At 71.9% G+C, this 18,555-nt stretch carries 15 protein-coding genes; 7 read left to right on the forward strand and 8 right to left on the reverse strand.

Annotated features, from left to right (window positions below):
* Window positions 1-65 precede the first annotated feature (65 nt).
* Both dapB and EV671_RS01445 read right to left on the reverse strand, forming a co-directional pair.
* Window positions 66-803 carry a 4-hydroxy-tetrahydrodipicolinate reductase gene (gene dapB / locus EV671_RS01440; protein WP_132569277.1) on the reverse strand — a complete coding sequence of 246 codons (738 nt, stop codon included), beginning with the start codon at window positions 801-803 and terminating at the stop codon, window positions 66-68.
* Complete coding sequence (locus EV671_RS01445; protein WP_132569279.1) at window positions 803-1,375, reverse strand: outer membrane protein assembly factor BamE; 573 nt, start codon at window positions 1,373-1,375, stop codon at window positions 803-805. The genes dapB and EV671_RS01445 overlap by 1 nt, the downstream gene beginning before the upstream one ends.
* 101 nt (window positions 1,376-1,476) lie before the next feature.
* Here EV671_RS01445 and fur point away from each other — a divergent pair, with 101 nt between their 5' ends.
* Entirely contained in the window at window positions 1,477-1,917 is a 441-nt protein-coding gene (gene fur / locus EV671_RS01450; protein ID WP_132569280.1) for a ferric iron uptake transcriptional regulator, read from the forward strand.
* 16 nt (window positions 1,918-1,933) lie between these two features.
* Here fur and EV671_RS01455 read toward each other — a convergent pair whose 3' ends face one another.
* Window positions 1,934-5,989 (reverse strand): YhdP family protein, encoded by a 4,056-nt coding sequence (locus EV671_RS01455; protein ID WP_165917441.1) that lies wholly within the window; start codon window positions 5,987-5,989, stop codon window positions 1,934-1,936.
* A 52-nt stretch (window positions 5,990-6,041) separates the two neighbouring features.
* On the opposite strand from EV671_RS01455, the gene glnE reads away from it, so the two are divergent.
* The 3 genes from glnE to EV671_RS01470 are packed head-to-tail and all read left to right on the forward strand — an operon-like array spanning window position 6,042 to window position 10,038.
* Window positions 6,042-8,774 (forward strand): bifunctional [glutamate--ammonia ligase]-adenylyl-L-tyrosine phosphorylase/[glutamate--ammonia-ligase] adenylyltransferase, encoded by a 2,733-nt coding sequence (gene glnE / locus EV671_RS01460; protein WP_132569284.1) that lies wholly within the window; start codon window positions 6,042-6,044, stop codon window positions 8,772-8,774.
* Window positions 8,775-8,829: 55 nt separating this feature from the next.
* Window positions 8,830-9,396: a rhombosortase gene (gene rrtA, locus EV671_RS01465; protein WP_132569286.1), complete on the forward strand. Its 567-nt coding sequence runs from the start codon at window positions 8,830-8,832 to the stop codon at window positions 9,394-9,396.
* Between the two features lie 9 nt (window positions 9,397-9,405).
* Window positions 9,406-10,038 carry a hypothetical protein gene (locus EV671_RS01470; protein ID WP_132569288.1) on the forward strand — a complete coding sequence of 211 codons (633 nt, stop codon included), beginning with the start codon at window positions 9,406-9,408 and terminating at the stop codon, window positions 10,036-10,038.
* An 8-nt stretch (window positions 10,039-10,046) separates the two neighbouring features.
* On the opposite strand, the gene EV671_RS01475 is transcribed toward EV671_RS01470, so the two are convergent.
* Both EV671_RS01475 and EV671_RS01480 read right to left on the reverse strand, forming a co-directional pair.
* Window positions 10,047-11,747, reverse strand: coding sequence for a ClcB-like voltage-gated chloride channel protein (locus EV671_RS01475; protein WP_132569290.1), 1,701 nt, complete (start codon window positions 11,745-11,747; stop codon window positions 10,047-10,049).
* A gap of 61 nt (window positions 11,748-11,808) precedes the next feature.
* Window positions 11,809-12,966, reverse strand: coding sequence for an NAD(P)/FAD-dependent oxidoreductase (locus EV671_RS01480; protein WP_132569292.1), 1,158 nt, complete (start codon window positions 12,964-12,966; stop codon window positions 11,809-11,811).
* 18 nt (window positions 12,967-12,984) lie between these two features.
* Between EV671_RS01480 and EV671_RS01485 the strand changes: the two genes are divergently transcribed.
* The 3 genes from EV671_RS01485 to EV671_RS01495 all read left to right on the forward strand — a co-directional run bounded on the left by EV671_RS01485 (window position 12,985) and on the right by EV671_RS01495 (window position 16,175).
* Window positions 12,985-13,878 carry a DMT family transporter gene (locus tag EV671_RS01485; RefSeq protein WP_132569293.1) on the forward strand — a complete coding sequence of 298 codons (894 nt, stop codon included), beginning with the start codon at window positions 12,985-12,987 and terminating at the stop codon, window positions 13,876-13,878.
* 67 nt (window positions 13,879-13,945) lie between these two features.
* Window positions 13,946-14,593, forward strand: a complete 648-nt coding sequence (locus tag EV671_RS01490) for a glutathione S-transferase (RefSeq protein ID WP_132569295.1) — start codon at window positions 13,946-13,948, stop codon at window positions 14,591-14,593.
* Window positions 14,594-14,687: 94 nt separating this feature from the next.
* A complete protein-coding gene (locus EV671_RS01495) occupies window positions 14,688-16,175 on the forward strand; it encodes a CYTH and CHAD domain-containing protein (protein ID WP_243655531.1) in 1,488 nt (495 codons plus the stop codon).
* Window positions 16,176-16,248: 73 nt separating this feature from the next.
* Here the strand turns inward: EV671_RS01495 and EV671_RS01500 are convergent, their stop codons facing one another.
* From EV671_RS01500 to sugE, 3 genes are all read right to left on the reverse strand, one after another.
* On the reverse strand, window positions 16,249-16,767 hold the full coding sequence (locus EV671_RS01500) for an SCO family protein (RefSeq protein ID WP_132569299.1): 519 nt from the start codon (window positions 16,765-16,767) through the stop codon (window positions 16,249-16,251).
* Window positions 16,768-16,921: 154 nt separating this feature from the next.
* Window positions 16,922-17,917 carry an MBL fold metallo-hydrolase gene (locus EV671_RS01505; protein ID WP_207911066.1) on the reverse strand — a complete coding sequence of 332 codons (996 nt, stop codon included), beginning with the start codon at window positions 17,915-17,917 and terminating at the stop codon, window positions 16,922-16,924.
* 319 nt (window positions 17,918-18,236) lie between these two features.
* A complete protein-coding gene (sugE, locus tag EV671_RS01510; protein ID WP_132569301.1) occupies window positions 18,237-18,554 on the reverse strand; it encodes a quaternary ammonium compound efflux SMR transporter SugE in 318 nt (105 codons plus the stop codon).
* Window position 18,555: the final 1 nt, after the last annotated feature.

Here is an 18,555-nt window from a genome sequence, read left to right on the forward strand (position 1 = left end):
GACGATCCCCCAAGGGGATGCGGGCCGGCTCGGGGCGGCCAGGCGCTCGGCCCGCCGGCGCTCGCTCATGCGGCGAAGCCCAGCACGTCGTTCATGCCGAACAGGCCGGTCGCCTGGCCCGCCAGGAAGCGCGCGGCGCGCAGGCTGCCCTGGGCGTAGATGCCCCGGCTGCTGGCCTTGTGGCTGATTTCGATGCGCTCGCCGGTGCCGGCGAACAGCACGGTGTGGTCGCCGATGATGTCGCCGCCGCGCACGGTGGCGAAGCCGATGGTCGACGGGTCGCGCACGCCGGTCACGCCCTCGCGGCCGTAGACGGCGCATTGCTTCAAATCGCGGCCGAGCGCGTCGGCGACGACCTGGCCCATCTGCAGGGCCGTGCCGCTGGGCGCGTCGACCTTGTTGCGGTGGTGGGCCTCGACGATCTCGATGTCGAAGCCCTCGTTCATCGCGCGGGCCGCCATGTCCAGCAGCTTCAGCACGACGTTGACGCCGACGCTCATATTGGGCGCGAAAACGATGGCCGTGTGCTGGGCCAGCTCGGCGATCCGGGCCTTCTGCGCCGGCTCGAAGCCGGTCGTGCCGACGACGGCCTTCACGCCCAGGTCGGCGCAGATGGCCAGATGGTCCAGCGTCGCCTCGGGGCGGGTGAAGTCGATCAGCACGTCGGCGCCGGCCAGGCCCGCGCGGACGTCGTCGCCCTTGTCCAGCGTGGCGTGCAGTTGGCAGTCCTCGGCGGCCATCACGGCCTCGATCAGCATCTTGCCCATGCGCCCGGAGGCGCCCGTCACGGCGACCTTCAGCATCAGGAGCCCGCCTTCGCCGGTGCGGCGTCCAGCGGCGGGTAGACGCGGCCGGGGGCCGGGCCCTCGGCCGCGGCGGTCGGGGCGGCCTCGGCGCTCTGCTTGGGCGGCGGCAGGGCTTCGCGCTCGGCCTGGCTCAGCGCCAGCTTGGGCTCCTTCGCGCTGGGCTTGAAGGTGTTGACCGAGGCGACGAATTCGTTCTCGGTCGGCAGGTCGTCGGGCACGTCGATCGACTTCAGCTTGTCGCCGTCGAACATCGCGACGACAAGGCGCTGCTGCGCCGGCGCGCCCTGGCGGCGGATCGTGAAGACATAGTCCCAGCGCGCCTCGTGGAAGACGTCGGTCAGCAGCGGCGAGCCGAGCAGGTCGCGCACCTGGGCCTTGGGCATGCCGGGCTTGACGCGGGCGACCATCTCCTTGGTCAGCACATTGCCCTGCACCACCTCGAGGCGGTAGGGCGTCAGCACGCCCAACACCTTTTCGCCGGTGATGGCGGGCAGGGAGTCCCAATGGGGCATCAGGGAGCAGCCGCCAAGCAGCGCGAGCAGCGGGAGAGAGGCAGGCAGGAGGCGCATGGAGGCTGGCAAAAGAGGCTGGAAACACCTGCCGAAGGCTCGGCTGGCTATGATCGCGCGGATTCTAGCGGGGCCCATCCCGGTCCCTTGCTCACTGCGCCATGCCCTCTTCCGCCAACAGCCAGACCAGCGACATCAAGAACAGCGGCCTCAAGGCGACCCTGCCGCGTATCAAGATCCTCGAGATCTTCCAGCGCGCCGAGCAGCGCCACATGACGGCCGAGGATGTCTACAAGGCCTTGCTCGGCGAGGACGCCGACATCGGCCTGGCCACGGTCTACCGCGTGCTGCAGCAGTTCGAGCAGGCCGGCCTGCTGAGCCGCAATCATTTCGAGACCGGCAAGGCCGTCTACGAGCTCAACGAGGGCCACCACCACGACCACCTCGTCTGCCTGACCTGCGGCAAGGTCGAGGAGTTCTTCGACCCCGCCATCGAGGAACGCCAGCACGCCATCGCGCGCGAGCGCGGCTTCCAGCTGCAGGAGCATTCGCTGGCGCTGTACGCGAGCTGCGTGAAGACGGACTGCCCGAACCGGGGCTGATGCGCGGAACCGGGGCTCAGGGCGCCGATGCGGCGCTCGCCGGCCGGGCCGCCGCCGGGTTCTCGACTTTCTCGACCTTGGGGTCGTCCCAGCTGCCGCTGATGTGGAATTCGCGCGTGCTGGCCGCGGCCACCGGGCGGCTCAGGATCAGCTGGGCCAGGAAGGCGCCGAGCGCGATGGCCGGGTTGATGGCCGCGTAGGCCAGCGAGGCGCCGCCCGCCGATACCTCGGGCACGATGACGACGCGCAGGTTCTGCGTTTCGGCGGCGAGGTCGGTGCTGCCGTCCACCAGCACGGCGGCCTGCAGGCCGCGGATGCGGATGTTGTCGCTGCGGGCGATGCCGGCGGCGATCTTCACGTCGCCGGTCACGCCGTCGAAGGTGAAGCCCTCGGCGAAGACGTCGCGGAAGTCCAGCAGCAGCCGGCGCGGCAGCGACTGCAGGCTGAGCACGCCCAGCAGCCGGCCCACGCCGGGCTCGGCCTTCAGGAAAGTACCGGTGTCGAGCTGGATGTTCAGCGCGCCGGCCATGCTGGGGTAGTGGGGCGACAGCGGCGAGCCGTCCCAGCCGACCTTGCCGGCCAGCACGCCCTTGCCGCCGCGCAGCACCTGGCCCTGGCCGAGGCGCTCCAGCAGCTTGCCGGCGTCGGCGATGTCGAGCTTCCAGTCGAGCTGGGTGCGGCGGCGGGCGTCGGCGTCGCCGCCCTTGATGGCGGTCCACAGCCCGCTGGCGCTCAGCGTCGCGTCCGGCGACTGGATCAGCAGCTTGTCCAGCTTCCAGTCGCGCGCGGCCGCGGGCGCCTGGGCCAGCACCTCCAGTCGGCCCAGCCGCTTGCCGCGCAGCTCGAAGTCGTCGACCTCGATGTCCAGCGACGGCAGCGGGCTGCTGCTGGCTGCGGGTTTGCCCGGGTCGATCAGCTCGCTGAAGGAGTCGGCCTCGGCGCGCGGCAGCGACAGCCGCGTGAGCCGCGCCTGCACGGCGTCCACGCTGCTGCCCCGGCCCAGGTTGACGCCGCGCAGCTCGATGCGGCCGGCCAGTTGCTCCGCGTCGATGGCGAGGCGCCAGACCGAGCCGTCGCGGGCGACCTGGGCGTTGACGCGGCCGAGCTGGCGGCCGCCGATCTTCAGCGCCTGGCTGCGCAGCACGATCTGGCCGGGCAGCAGGCCGGCGGCGTCGCCGTCGTCGCCGCCGCTGCCGCCACCGGCCAGCGCGCCCAGGCGCTGCTGCCAGGCGTCCAGGTCCAGCGCGGCCACATTGACCTGCAGCAGCACGCCGCTGGGCGGCAGCGCGGGCAGCCTGTCCTGCACGGCCAGCGCGCCGCGCAGCACATGCGAGCTGGCGCCCGAGATGTCGCGCTGCAACTGGGCCTGCAGCAGCGGCGCCGCGCTGGCGCCGACCTCTAGCCGGATCTCGTCGCGGCCGGCGGCCGTGGGCGTCATCAGCAGGCGCAGTGGCAGGGCCGCGTCGGCCTCCTTGCGCGCCGGCGCCGGCAGGTCCAGGCCCAGGCCCTGCAGGCTGCTGGCCACGCTGAGCTCGCTCTGGCCGTCCTTGCCGACGGCGAGCTGGAAGCGGTAGGCTGCCTGGCCGCTGGCGGCCTGGGCCAGCCGCGCGACGGCGCCCAGCTCGGGCGCGCGGCGCAGGCCCTCGGCCGTGGCCTGGCCCTGCACGGCGAAGCGCAGGCTGCCGTCGCGCTGGCTGCCGCCGTCGATGGCGGCGTCGCCGCCGAGCAGGCGCGCCGTCATGCCGGCCAGCTGCAGGCCCTTGCGGTCGAAGTCGATGCGCCCGCGCGCGCCGGCCAGGGCCGGCAGCTCGGGGCGCAGCTTCAGGTCCACGCCACCGAGCTGCAGCTGGCCCTTGAGCGTCGTCTGGTTCACGTCGTCCAGCGGGATGGCGATGCCCAGCCTCAGCCCGGCGGGGCCCTGGGCCGTGGCCGTCGTGAGGGCATGGCCCAGCCATTCGTCCAGCGGCGAGCCGCGCACGAAGCGCAGCAGGTCGGCGCCGGCGCCGCGACCCGTGCCGTCCAGGGCCAGCACGCGGCCGTGTTGCAGGTCCTTGATGCCGCCGTTCACGCCGCTCAGCTCGTAGCCCAGCACCCGGGCGTGGCCGTTCCTGATCTGCATGCCCGCGCGCTCGAAGACGAGCTCGGCGTCCACGCCTTCCATCGCCGGCCAGTTGGTTCCGACCTCGCTGGGCGGCACATAGGCCAGCAGCACGCCCTGAGCCTGGGTCGCGACGCGGAAGATGCCGTTGGAGTGCGGGCCGTCGAAGGGGAAATCGTGGAGATCGCCCTTGATCCTGACGATGATGTTGCGCGCCTCGCCGCCCAGCACCGCCCGCGCGACATAGCTGCGCGTGGCGGGCAGGCTTAGCGGGATGTAGCGGGCGATGCGGGTGGCCTCGGCGCGCTGGGCATGGCCGCTCAGGTCGAGATAGCCTGGTGTCGTTGCGCCGGCCGTGCGCCGCCACAGCACGTCGAAGTCGCCGCTCAGGTCGGGCGTCTGCAGCTGCAGGTTGCGCAGCTTCAGCTCGACCTCGCCGGCCGGCCTGGCGCCCGGCGCGGGCAGCTTCCAGCTCATCTGGGTGGCGAGCTTGGTGATGGGCAGGACGGGCTCCTCGAACAGTCCGGGCAGCTCGACCTCGCCCTGCTGTACCGCGAGGCGGGCGCTGCCGCCGCGCTCGTTGGCGTCGAGCTCCAGGCTGGCGCCGCGCAGGCCCGGGCGGCCGAGCTGGTCGGGCTGGGCCGCGGGCTTGGCCGCGATGGCCAGGCCGTCGAGCTGGGCCTTGACGCGGTAGCTCTTGGGCGCGTCCAGCGGGCCCTGCCACTGGCCGCCGAGCGCGGTCAGCACGCCGCGCGGCTCCAGCTCGGTCAGCAGCTGGTGGGCACGCTCGCCCAGCGGCAGGCGCTGCGCGATCTGTGCCATCAGCGCGAAGTCCAGGCGCTGGGCGTTGACCTCGCCGCCCAGCACCTCGTCGTTCTTGCCCAGCTGCAGGCTGACGCCCCAGTCCGAGCGCGGCCAGGCGATGCCGTCGCCGCTGACGAAGCCGAGCTGGCGGGCCTGCAGGCTGAGCCTGTCCTTGGCGCGTGCCAGGTCCAGGCGCCCTTCGATGTGGACCAGGTCCAGCTCGGGTGCGGACTCGAGCAGCTTCAGGCGCACCGAGCGCAGCGCCAGGTCCAGCGTCGCGCCGACGGGCTGGCCGTCCTTCAGGTCGGCCCAGGCGCGCACGGCGCCGTCGCCCTCGCTGAGCTGGAAGGGCAGGTCGACATGGCGGCGCAGCTGGCTCAGGTCGGCGCGCGGCAGGTCGGCGTAGAGCTGGCCGCTCCAGTGCTGGAACTGGCCGGGGCGCTTCAGCAGGCTCTGCGTGAAGCGGCCGCGCAGCGTGAAGCGCTGGCCCCAGTCCGTCGGCGGCGTGGCGTCCAGGCGCAGCGCGTGGCTGCGCAGGCCGTTGCGCATGACGAAGTTCAGCTCCGACAGCTCCAGCGGCCGAGCATCGGCGCGCTTTTCGTCCACCCAGCGCACGCGGCCGTGCACGATGGCCAGCTCGGGCTGGCTGAACAGCCAGTCCAGGCCGGCCTCGGTGGTGCCCGTGTCGGCTTGGCTCGCGGCGTCCAGACCCATGCCGCCGATGAAGATGCGGCCCTGGGCGTCGCGGCGGATGATCAGCTCGGGCGCGTCGATGAGGAGCTGGGAGAAGCGCGGCTCCAGCGCAAGCAGCGACTGGGCCGACAGCACGGCCGCGACGCGCGGCAGCTGCAGGGCGGGGCGGCCGGCGGCGTCCAGCACGCGCACCTCGCCCAGCTCCATGCGCGGCATCCAGCCGCCCGACTCGACCCTGATGCGGCCGATGCGCAGCTCTACCCCCAGGGTCTTTGAGGCTTCCCTCTCCAGCCAGGGGCGCCATTCATCGGCGTGCGGGAGAATGGCCCAGTGCAATACGCTCCAAGCCACCACCCCGAGCGCCCACAGCAGGGCCAGCAGCAGCAGCGCCCAGCGCAGCGCCTGCCAGCACAGGCGCAAAGGCCAGCCAGCGGCGCGGGAGCAATGGTGGAGGGCGGCCGAGAAGAAGTCAGACACGTTGTCTCTGGGGCACGTGGGAACCGGCCGGCAGGCAATCTAGCACAGGGTCATGAGCGAACTGTTTCCCGTCGTTGCTGAACACAGCCGCTATGTGCAGCGCGTGCGCCGCCGCTATGCGGCCGAGCTGGCGCTGCTGCCGGCGGGCCTGCCCGACCGGGCCGTCATCGCCGCGCTGATCGAGACCCTGCTCGCCGGCCGGCCCCAGCCGTCACTGGCGAGCGCGCTGCGCGTGGCCCGCCACCTGGTGCTGGAGCGGCTGGCGGTGCTGGACATCGAGCAGGGTGCGAGCGTGGACGACGTGACGCTGGCCATGACCCATCTGGCCGAGGTCACGCTGGACATTGCGCTGCGTGCGGCCCGTGCCGAACTGGACGCCATCCACGGCGAGCCGCGCACGGCCGACGGCCGGGACATCGCCTTCTGGGTGCTGGGCATGGGCAAGCTCGGCGCGCGCGAGCTCAATGTGTCGTCGGACATCGACCTCATCTACGTCTACGAGGACGACGGTGCCACCCATGGCCCGCGGCCGGTCTCGGCCCACGAGTATTTCTCGTCGGTCGCCAAGCGCCTGTACGCGCTGATCGGCGACGTGACCGACGACGGCCAGGTCTTCCGCGTCGACCTGGCGCTGCGGCCCAACGGCAAGAGCGGCCCGCCGGTCGTCAGCCTGGCCATGCTGGAGGAGTATTTCTTCGTGCAGGGCCGCGAGTGGGAGCGCTTCGCCTGGCTGAAGAGCCGCGTCGTCGCGCCGCTGTCCGGCCCTGGCGCGCCGGGCGATGCGCGCACGCTGGCCCTGCGCCAGCTCGTCACGCCCTTCGTCTACCGCCGCTACCTGGACTACGGCGTGTTCGAGGGCCTGCGCCAGCTGCACGGCAAGATCCGCAGCGAGGCCAAGGCGCGCGCCGCCGGCCGGCCCGAGCGCGCCAACGACGTGAAGCTGTCGCGCGGCGGCATTCGCGAGATCGAGTTCATCGTGCAGCTGCTGCAGGTCGTGCGCGGCGGGCAGTTCCCCGAGATCCGCACCCGCTCCACCGTCAAGGCCCTGGCACAGCTCGCCGCCGGCGGGCTGATGAAGGCCGAGACGGCGCAGCGGCTGTCCGAGGCCTACGTCTTCCTGCGCCGCGTCGAGCACCGCATCCAGTTCCTCGACGACCAGCAGACCCATTGCCTGCCCCAGGCCGACGCCGACCTGGCCTGGATCGCCGCGTCGATGGGTCTGAAGTGCAGTCGCGAGACCTGTGAGCTCTTCGAGCAGCTCGGCGAGGTGCGCGAGCTTGTCGCCACCGAGTTCGACGCGTTGCTGCATGAGGGCGGAGCGCCCAAGCCCGGCGGCTGCCGCGGCGGCCAGTGCGGCGGCCCCAGGCCGACCGTGGACGGCGACGAGTTCCTGCAGAGCCTGCCGGCTCCGCTGGCCAGCGCCGTGCGCCGCCTGGCCGAGACGCCGCGCGTGCAGGGCCTGCGCGAGGAGTCGCGCCAGCGCCTCGCCAAGCTCTTCTACCGCGCGGCCCAGGCCGTGACGGCCCAGGAATGCTCGCTGGGCGCGGCGCTGCGCTTCGTCGACTGGGTCGAGCCTCTGCTGCGCCGCGAGAGCTATCTCGCGCTGCTCGTCGAGCGCCCCGCCGTGCAGCAGCGCCTGCTGCGCCTGCTGGACCTGGCACGCTGGCCGATGCGCTATCTGATGCAGCACCCCGGCGTCATCGACGAGCTGGCCGACCCGCTGCTGCTGACCGCCCGCTTCGACCGCGAGGCCTTCATCGCCGACCTGCTGGACCGAGAGCGCGGCTGGCAGCGCAGCGGCGAGGCCGACGAGGAGGCGCTGCTGGACACGCTGCGCCGCGCTCACCACGCCGAGGTCTTCCGCACGCTGGTGCGCGACGTCGAGGGCCGCATCACCGTCGAGCAGGTGGCCGACGACCTGTCGCTGCTGGCCGATGCCGTGCTGCAGATCGCCATCCAATGGGCCTGGGCCCGCTTCGGCAAGGCCCACCGCGCGCAGCCGCGCCTGGCCGTCATTGCCTACGGCAAGCTTGGCGGCAAGGAGCTGGGCTATGGCGGCGACCTGGATGTCGTCTTCGTCTTCGACGACGAGGACGAGAACGCGGCCGAGATCTACGGTGCCTTCGTGCGCCGCCTCATCACCTGGCTGACGCTGCGCACCGCGGCCGGCGAGCTCTTCGACATCGACACCGCGCTGCGGCCCAACGGCAACTCGGGCCTGCTGGTCACGTCGCTGGCCCATTTCGAGGCCTACCAGACCGGGCGTGGCAGCAACACCGCCTGGACCTGGGAGCACCAGGCCATCACGCGGGCGCGCTTCTGCGCCGGCGATGCCGACCTGGCCGAGCATTGCGAGGCGGTGCGCCGGCAGGTGCTGACGGCGCCGCGAGATACCGAGGCGCTGCGACGCGAGGTGCAGGCCATGCGCGAGAAGGTGCGCGCGGCGCGGCCGGTCAAGGATGGCCTGTTCGACGTGAAGCACAGCGAGGGCGGCATGATGGATGCCGAGTTCGCGCTGCAGACCCTGGTGCTGGCCAATGGCGCGAACCACCCGGAGCTGCTCGACAACCTCGGCAATATCGCGCTGCTGCAGCGCTGCGAGGCGGTCGGCTTGCTGCCTGCGGGCGTGGGGGTTGGGGCGGCGAACGCGTATCGCGAGCTGCGGCGGGTGCAGCATCGGGCGAGACTGGATGAGCAGTCGACGGCGCTGGATGCGGAGGCGGCGGTACCGCTGGCTGTTCACCGCGATGCGGTGAAGGCGCTGTGGCTCGCGGTGTTCGCTTAGTGGACCGGCCCGGCCGATCTCCCGACCTGGCGAACTCCGGGCCTGGGCCTCGCCCATGACGCGATCGTCGAGCTGGCTCGCACTCTGCGCCGCATTCGCCCTGCTGTGCCTGCTGAACTGGCCCCTGCCGCGTGAAGCCGTCGACTGGCAGCCCGCGCTCTTCGCCACTCAACCCTGGCGCGCCCTCAGTGCCGCCTTCGTCCACTGGACCCCCATCCACCTCGCCGCCAACCTCGCCGGCTGCGCCGTGCTCGCGCTGCTCGGCTGGCGCGCGGCCCTGGGGCCGCGTGAAGCCGTCGCCGGCCTGATCGCGCTGCCGCTGACCCAGCTGGCCCTGCTGCTGCGCCCCGAACTGCTGCACTATGCCGGCCTGTCCGGCGCACTGCATGCGCTGACGGCCATCGCGGCGCTCAGCCTCGTCGCGCGGGGCGGGCGCGAACGCCTGATCGGTGCCGGCATCGCTCTCGGTCTTGCCGTCAAGCTCACGCTCGAACAGCCGCTGGGCCCCGTGCTGCGTCCCACGCCCGGCTTCGACTTCCCGGTCGCGCCCTTCGCCCATCTCGGCGGCGCCCTCGCCGGCGCGCTGGCCTGGCGGCTGACAATGCGACGACGCAAAGAATGAGGAGCCCGCATGGGACGTGAAGCCAGCTGTACCGCCCGTGTGGGCCAAGAGGCCGCCGAGGTCGATGCCCTGCTCGAATCGACCACCGTCGTGCTGCGCGGCGCGCTGAAGCGCCGCTGGGACATCGCCGCGCTGCAGAACCTGAGCGTCGAAGGCGAGGAACTGCGCTTCGACGCGGACGGCGATGCCGTAGCTCTCGTGCTGGGCGAGAAGGAAGCCCAGCGCTGGCTGAAGAAGCTGCAGACCCCGCCGCCCACGCTGGCCGCCAAGCTCGGCGTCAGCGCCGAGAACCCGGCCCTGCTGATCGGCCCCACCGTGGGCACGCTGGATCCGGCCCTCGCCGAGGCCCTGGCCGGCGGCATCACGACCAATGTGCGCGAGGCGCGCATGCTGGTGGCCGTGCTGAGCAAGCCCTCCGAGCTGGAGCGCATGGCCGAGTTCCACGCGACGATGATCTGCAAGACCGTCTGGGTCGTGTACCCCAAGGGCCCGGGCGCCAGCCCGTCGGAGGCCGAGGTGCGCACGGCGATGCGCGGCTGGGGCTATGTGGACAACAAGACCAGCGCGGTGTCGGACAAGCTGACGGCGACGCGCTATGTGCTGACCCAGCCGCCCGCGAAGAAGCGCGTGCGCAACCGCTAGCTGTTCGGTCAGTTGATCGCCAGCCGGTCCCGCAGCATCAGCACGAGATCGGTCTTCGCGACATGGCCGAGCAGGCGTCCGGCCGCGTCGAGCACCGGCAGGCGCTCGCCCGGGTGGCTCTCGAACACCTGCAGCACCTCCCACAGCGGCATGTCCTCGCGCAGGCGCGGGTAGCGCGGCTGCAGCAGGTCCGCCGGCCAGGGGCCGGCCGGGTCGTGTGGCGCCTTCAGCCGGGCCGCCAGCTCGTGCAGCGCGATGACGCCCTCGAAATGCCGTTGCGCGTCCAGCACATAGACATGGCGCCAGCGGCTCTCCAGCAGGCGCTGCTCCACCTCGGCGATGCTGGCGCCCGGGCCGATGCAGCAGCTGTCGGTGCGCAGCAGGTCGCCCGCGGTGGCGAGCCGCGGGTCGGTGGCCGCCTTGGCGCGCTGCGAGGACGCATAGACCGAGTCCGGCCGCAACAGCCGCGACAGCGACACGGCCAGCACGCAGGCCAGCATCAGCGGCGCCACCACGCGGTAGTTCTCGGTCATCTCGAAGATCATCAGCAGCGACGTCAGCGGCGCATGCGTGCTGGCCGCCAGGAAGGCGCCCATGCCGATGGCGGCGCCGACCGGCATCGGCAGCGCGGCCGGAAACACCAGCCCGGCGACGACGGTGAACAGCGCACCGCTGACCGCGCCCACGAACAGCGTCGGCGTGAAGATGCCGCCGACAGCGCCGGAGCCGGTGGTCGCGGCCACGGCCCCGACCTTGAGCAGCAGCACCAGCAGCAGGGCCTGCCAGGGCCAGCCGCCCTGCAGCACGCTGTCGACGACGCTGAAGCCATTGCCCCAGACCTGCGGGGCCTGCAGCGACAGCAGGCCCACCAGCAGGCCACCGAGGGCCAGCTTCAAGGGCCGCGCGAGCTGCCAGCGGCCGAAGGCGGCCTTGGCGCGGTCCAGCAGCCACAGGTAGAGCGGCGCGCCCAGCCCCGCCAGCAGGCCCAGCACGCCGCACAGGAATAAGCCCGGCCCGCCCAGCGGGGCGACCTCCGGCATGCGGTAGAGCGAATGCGCGCCGGTCAGGCCCGCCAGCGTCAGGTGGGCCGTCACCGACGCGATCAGCAGCGGCGCCAGCGTCTCGGTGGACAGCGACTGCAGCACGATCTCCGCGATGAAGAGGGCGCCGGCGATCGGCGTGCCATAGGCCGTGGTGAGGCCGGCGGCGGCCGCGCAGGCGACCAGCAGGCGCCGGCGCGCGACCGGCATGCCGCGCCACCTGGCCAGCACGGAGCCGGTCAGCGCGGCCAGCTGCACCATCGGGCCCTCGCGGCCGATCGCGCCGCCGCTGGCCACCGTGCACAGCGAGGACAGCGCGCGCAGCAGCGAGCTACGCGTGCCGAGTTCGCCGCGCCCGAGCACCACCGCCTCCATGTAGTCGCCGTGGGGCGCGTGAGGCTGGCGCGCCTCCCAGGCCAGCACCGCGCCGGCCAGCAGGCCGCCAAGGGTGGGCGCTGCCAGGCGCAGCCAGCCGGGCAGCGATTCCGCCGCCTGCACCAGGCCGTCGGTGCCGTAGAGCAACTGCTCCAGCCCCACCAGGCAGGCGCGGAAACCCAGCGTCGCCAGCGCGCCGGTGATGCCGACGACGGCGGCCCAGGCAAGCGTGCGCTGCCAGTCGGTGGGGCGCAGCCGGAGCAGCAGCAGGGCGGGTTCGAAGAACTTGCGCATCGGGCCGGGAGCGTAGCGGATGCTCGCCGGCCGCAACGCGGCATGCGGCCCCGCGGGGCGCTCAGATGACGTTGGCTTCCAGCAGTGGCTTGCCGTCGCGCAGCCGCTGCGGTGCCAGCGCGTCGATCAGCGGCGCATCCTGCCCCGCGATCAGCCTCGCCATGGCCCAGCCTACAGCCGGCGCCTGCTGCATGCCGTGGCCCGAGAAGCCGCAGGCCGTGAAGGCGTTCGCATAGCCCGGCAGCCGGCCGGCCAGGCCGTTGTGGTCGAAGGCGTTCATCTCGTAGTAGCCGGCCCAGGCCGAGCGCAGGCGCAGCGCCTCCAGCGCCGGCACGCGGGCGGCCAGCGTCGGCCACAGCAGCGCGTCGAACAGGCCATGGTCGATGGCGTCCAGCGGCAGCTCGTCGGCATCCTCGCTGCGCGGCGGGCCGCCGGCCAGGATCAGCGCGCCCTCGGTGCGGAACCAGAAGCCGCTTGGGTCGATGACTAGCGGGCAGCCGGGCAGGGCGGCAGGTGTCTCCAGCACGAAGACATCGCGCTTCTTCGCGTGCACGGGCAGCTCGACGCCGAGCGCCCGGCCCAGCGGCGCGCTCCAGGCGCCGGCCGTGATGACGACGGCATCGCCCTCGATGCGCGAGCCGTCGGCGCAGCGCACGGCGGTCACGCGCTCGCCGGCGGTGTCGAAGCCGGTGGCCTCGGCCGTGACGAAGCGCGCGCCGCAGGCCTGGGCCTTGCGCCGGAAGGCGCGGTGCAGGGCCGGGCCGTCGAACCAGCCCTCGCCGCTCAGGCCGAGCGAACCGAGCGCGAGGTCGTCCACGGCCAGCCAGGGGAAGCGTGCCGCGAGTTCGGCCGGCGCCAGCAGCACCACGTCCACGCCCTCGGCGCGCTGGCACGCGTGCAGCTCGCGCAGGGTCGGCGCGCCAGCCTCGGTCGCGAGGTAGAGATAGCCCGGCTCGACCAGGCCGATGGCCGGGCGCTCGTCGGCCACGGCCAGCTCGTCCGCCACGCGGCGCAGGAAGCCCAGGCTCCAGCGCGACAGCGCGATGTTGACCGGCTGCGAGAACTGCTGGCGGATGGAGCTCAGCGACAGCGAGCTAGACGCTCGCGCGTAGGAGGGTTCGCGCTCGACGACGGTCACCGTGGCACCGTGGTCGCGGGCGAGGAAGCAGGCCGTGGCGGCGCCCATCACGCCGCCGCCAACAATCGTCACTTCGAACATGCTGGCAGCATACGCAGCATGAGCTCCCTGTCCCGCCAGTCCCATCTCGACCCCCGCGCCATCGCGCTTCTGCTGCTGTGCTGCTTCCTATGGGGCATCAACCAGGTCGCCGCCAAGGCCGGGCTGACCGAGATCGGGCCGCTGTGGCAGGCGGGGCTGCGCTCGGCGCTGGCTGCGCTGCTCGTCTGGCTGTGGTCGCTGTCGCGCGGCATCCGCCTGTTCGAGCGCGACGGCAGCCTGTGGGGCGGGCTGCTGGCCGGCGCGCTGTTCGCGGCCGAGTTCGCCTGCATCTTCATCGGCCTGCAATACACCAGCGCCTCGCGCATGGTCGTCTTCATCTACCTGTCGCCCTTCGTCGTTGCGCTGGGCATGCCGTGGATCGCGCATGGCGAGAAGCTGGCGGCCCGGCAATGGGCCGGCCTGCTGCTGGCCTTCGGCGCGGTGGCGTTCGCGTTCGCGGAGGGCTTCTCGGCGCCGCTCGGCCCGCTGCAATGGTGGGGCGACGCGCTGGGCGTGGCCGCGGCCGTGCTCTGGGGCGGCACGACGCTGGCCATCCGCGCCACGCGGCTGGGTGCGGCGCCGGCCGAGAAGACGCTGCTCTACCAGCTCGGCGTGTCCGCCCTCGCGCTGTGCGCGGCGGCCGTGCTCGCCGGCGAGGCCCTGCCGCTGCACTGGTCGCCGCGCCTGCTCGGCCTGTTCGGCTTCCAGGCCGTCATCGTGTCCTTTGCGAGCTATCTCGCCTGGTTCTGGCTCATCCGCCATTACGCGGCCACCAAGCTGGCCGTGTTCACGCTCAGCACGCCGCTGTTCGGCCTGTTGGCCGGCGCGCTGCTGCTCGGCGAGGGCATCAGCGCTCGGCTGGTGGCGGCCCTGGTGGCGCTGGCGGCGGGCATCGTGCTCGTCAGCCGCTGATGTCGCGTCGGCGCCAGAACCGGCGCGCCCTGCTGCATAGACTGCGGCACCCCTCAAGGAGACTTCCATGATCACGCTGTGCGGCATCCCGCTGTCGAACTACTACAACAAGGTCAAGCTGGTCCTGCTGGAGAAGGGCATCCCCTTCACCGAGGAGCATGTCAAGACCCACTCGCACGACGAGGCCGTGCTGAGCTGCTCGCCGCTGGGCAAGGTGCCCTTCATCAAGACGCCACGGGGCGCGCTGTGCGAGAGCCAGGTCATCGTCGAATATCTCGAAGCCGCCTACCCCGACACGCCGCGCCTGCTCCCCGCCGACCCCTTCCAGGCCGCCAAGGTGCGCGAACTGATCACCTTCGTCGAGCTGCACCTCGAACTGGTCGTGCGCGAGCTCTACCCCGAGGCCTTCTTCGGCGGCCAGGTCAGCGAGGGCACGAAGAAGCGCGTGGCCCGGGTGCTGCCCGAGAACATCGCCGCCTTCAAGCGCCTGGCCAAATTCGGCCCCTATCTGGCCGGCGACACGTTCACGATGGCCGACTGCGCCGGCTGGGTCAGCCTGCCGCTGGTGGCCATGACCACCAAGGCCATCTACGGCGAAGACTTCCTGGCCACCGCCGGCGTGGACTGGAAGCCTTATGCCAAGCTGATCGGCGAGCGCCCGCATGCCGTCAAGGTGGCCGCCGACCGCAAGGCGGACCAGACCAGGCCGGCATAGGCCCCAGGTCCGGCGCCCGGCCCGTGATGGCTTGGCCCGGAGTACCCTGGCTGCATGTGTCGTGAATCCCGCCAGGCGCGGTAGAGTCACCGATTTGGACGCCAACGCCGAGATCGAGCTGAAGTTCCTCGTGCCCGCCGAGGCGCGCGCCGCGCTCGCGGCCGAGCTGGCGGCGCGCGGCCGGCCGCGGCGCATGTGGCTGAGCGACGCCTATCTCGACACGCCCGACCTGCGCCTGGCGCGAGCCGGCCTGGCCTGGCGCATGCGCCGCGAGGGCGGGCGCTGGGTGCAGGCGCTGAAGGCTGCGCGCGGCGGCGCGCTGGAACGCTTCGAGCACGAGGTCGTGCGCCCCGATGCCGGCCCCGATCCCGCCGCCCATGCCGGCACCGGGCCCGGCCGCGAGTTGCTCGCGCTGCTGGCCCAGGCGCGAGAGGAGGGCCTTGAGGCCGGCGTGCGCTTCCAGACCCAGCTGCGCCGGCTCACGCGCCGCGTGCGCACGCGCGGCGCCGTCGTCGACATCGCGCTGGACGAGGGCCGGCTGATGGCGGCCGGCGCGGTGCAAAGGCTGCGCGAGGTCGAGTTCGAGCTGGTGTCGGGCTCGCCCGTCGCGATGCTGGCCCTGGTGGAGCGCTGGCGCGCCCGCTTCGGCCTCGTGCTGGACCCGCGCAACAAGGCCGAGCGCGGCCATCGCCTCGCGGCCGGCGCGCCCCAGGCGCCGCTGCGCAAGGCCGAGGCACCGGTCTATGCGGCGGAAGCCGGCGCGTCGGCGGCCTTCGGCGCCGTGCTGGACGAGTGCCTCGACCAGATCGGCCGCAACGCCATCGGATTGGCCGAGGGCGACCCGGCCCTGCGCGCCGAGCATGTGCACCAGCTGCGCGTCGGCATCCGCCGGCTGCGCGCCGCGCTGCGCGCCTTCCGGGCCTGGGTGGCCGAGCCGCCGGCAGACCTTGTCGACGGCCTGCGCGCGCTGTTCGCCGAGCTGGGGGTGGCGCGCGACCGCGACGTGCTCGGCAGTGGCGTGGCGGCCGAACTGGCGCTCGCCGGTGCGCCGGCGCTGGGCCCGCTGCCCGGCGCGGCCGATGCGCCCGACCCCGTGGCCCTGGTGCGCGCCGTCGGCACGCAGCGCCTGCTGCTGGCCTGGATCGCCTGGCGCGTCGCGCTAGACCAGGACGCACCGGCCGCGCCGGCGCCGGACACGCTGCAGCGCCTCGCCCGCCGGCGCCTGCGCCGCTGGCACAAGGGCCTGGCCGAGAGCTGCCGGGCCTTCGACGAACTCGACGCGCCGGCCGTCCACGAGCTGCGCAAGCGCGTGAAGCGCCAGCGCTATGCGATGGAGTTCTTCGCGCCCTTGCTGCCGCGCAAGGCCGCGGCCCGGCATCTGCAGGCGCTGGCCGCGGCCCAGCAGGGCCTGGGCGATATCAACGACCTCGGCGTCGCCCGCGAGCACTACCGGGCCCTGCTGGCCAGCGAGCCCGCCGCCTGGTTCGCGGTGGGCTGGCTGACGGCCCGCATCGCCGAGGTGCGCGAGCGTGCCCGGGAAGACCTGGCGCGGCTCGGGGCCGTGGCGGCTTTGCCGCGTTGAGGTCAGGCATCCCGGGCCGATGCGGTTCAGATGGCCGTGGATGGAGGCGCGGAGCCGCATGCCCCGTGAGGTGCTACGGCGAAGCCGCGGGCAGCAGCGCTCTGACTTGTTCGGAGATGCGCTTTCCACTTGTCCCGGGAGGGAAGTAGCCCACGTACTTCCCGGCCGTGTTCAAGACATAGGTGAAGGAGGTGTGGTCGATCAGGTAGTAGCCCGATCCGGGCGGCCTCACCTTTTCGTAGTACACCTTGTACGACAGCGCAACGCGGCGCACCTCTTCTTCGGTCCCGCCAAGAGCGACAAAGCGGGGGTTGAAGCTCTTCATGTAGCCGCCGAGCATCTCCGGTGTGTCGCGGAGCGGATCGAGCGTGACGAACACGGGCTGGACCTTGATTCCGTCGGGCCCCAGGTCTTCTATCGCTGCGCTGATGTTGCTCAGGTCGGTCGGACAAGCGTCCGGGCAGAAGGTGTAGCCGAAGTACATCAGCACCACTTTGCCGCGCCAGCGTGCCGGTCCCGCGCGTCGACCGTTCTGGTCGGTGAGCAGGAATGGACCGCCGATCGGCCCGGTTCCGGTCATGAGTTCATTCATCAGTCGCGCGGCGTCGGTCCGCAGGGGCTCACTGCCGGCTTGTTGAGCGCATGCGTCGCCCAAGACGAATGCAGCCCACAGGCCGAGGGCCCACGCGGGGAGCCGCGCCGTGCTCCGCCGCCTCGTCTGCCTCACAGGGCTACCCGCGCGGGCGTCAAGCACCGAACGTGAATTCGGTACCCGTCGTCGAAGGCACGACCTGCTCGGGCATCATGCTGCGCAGCGCGGCCAGCAGGCCCGGCCCGGAGCAATGCATGGGGATCAGCACGTCGGGATTCAACTTGCCTAGCTCGGCAACGGTCTGCTTCAGATAGGCCTCATCCGCAGGGAAGAGATGGAAGCCGCCGACGATGGCGTGCACCTTGTCGACCCCGGAGACCTTCATCGCCTGCCGCGTGGAATTCACGATGCCCGAATGACCGCAGGACGAGATCACGATCAACCCGCGGTCCTTGAGATGGAAGCAGGTGGCATGCTCGTTGAGGTGTTCGTCGGGAACGGGCTTGCCTCGGGCCTTCTCCGCGGCAGCTGGAATGTCGCAGCCGAGGCCGTCCTTGATCGAGTAGTCGACCCATGTATTGGGCAGCACGCGCTCGAAGGAATTCCGCTCGATCACGCCGGTCGTGAAGGCCTGGTCGGCGATCACGGTCGGTGTGGGGCAGAGCACGACGCGAACCTTCAGCGCCGCGAGCTCCCGGCGGTCGAGCACGCCGGACTCGGAGAACTGCCCCGGCGTGCCGCCCGCGCTCACGCGACGGCAGAAGTTGTCCTCACCGCCGGCATACAGCGTCAGCGAGGCCGGCAGCTTGGCGCGGTTTTGCTGAAGGAACTCAATGAGGCCACCAAAGTGGTCGAAGTGGCCGTGGCTGAGAATCAGGGCCTGCACCTTGGACGGGTCGACGCCCATGATGTCCATGTTGTTGGCCAGCGCCGCGAAGGTGTAGCCGAAGTCGAGCATCAGGTTGCGCGTCTGACTGCCGGCCTGGGATTCCAGCGCCAAGGCAAGTCCCCACTCGTTGTGCAGCGTCTTGCGGAAGTTGCCGGGTGCCGAGAACCCGATTCGACGGGCCTTCACCCACGGGGAAGCGGTCGGCCGCGGCGTGTCATAGCTGCTGTCGGTGAGAACCTTGATGTTCAGGCGGTCAATCACTGGCACGCTGATCGGGCCGGGCGATTGCGCCCACGCCGGACACAGGCAGGCCCAGGGAGACGCGAGTACTGCCGACCCAAGGAGAAGGCTTCGACGGCGCACAGGTGGGTTCACGGCATGCTCCCGATGGCGCGCGCTGAGCGCGTTCACGCAGTCTTGGGATCCTCGGCACTTGTGTCAAGGCGTTTCATGTTCGCAGCAAGGATTTGCCGCCCGGGGCCTGCCTGTCGAATCGCCGACGCTGGTCAGCAAACGGTGCTTGACGGCAGCGCAGGCGATCGGATGTCAACCGTGGGGCGCAACCCGAACCGGCTGGGCTCTATGGCGACGACAGCTTCAAGCCGACGATGCCCGCCACGATGAGGCCGGCGCTGGCCAGGCGCGCCACCGTGGCCGGCTCGCCCAGCAACACGATGCCCAGCAGCACCGTGCCAACCGCGCCCACGCCCACCCAGACGCCATAGGCCGTGCCCACGGGCAGGGTCTTCATCGCCAGGCCCAGCAGCCACAGGCTGACGATCATCGCCAGCACGGTGAAGACGCTGGGCCACAGCCGCGTGAAGCCCTCGGTGTATTTCAGGCCTATGGCCCAGCCGACCTCGCACAGGCCGGCCACGATCAACAGCGCCCAGGCCATC

Source organism: Roseateles saccharophilus, assembly GCF_004342485.1.
GTDB classification, from domain to species: domain Bacteria; phylum Pseudomonadota; class Gammaproteobacteria; order Burkholderiales; family Burkholderiaceae_C; genus Pelomonas; species Pelomonas saccharophila.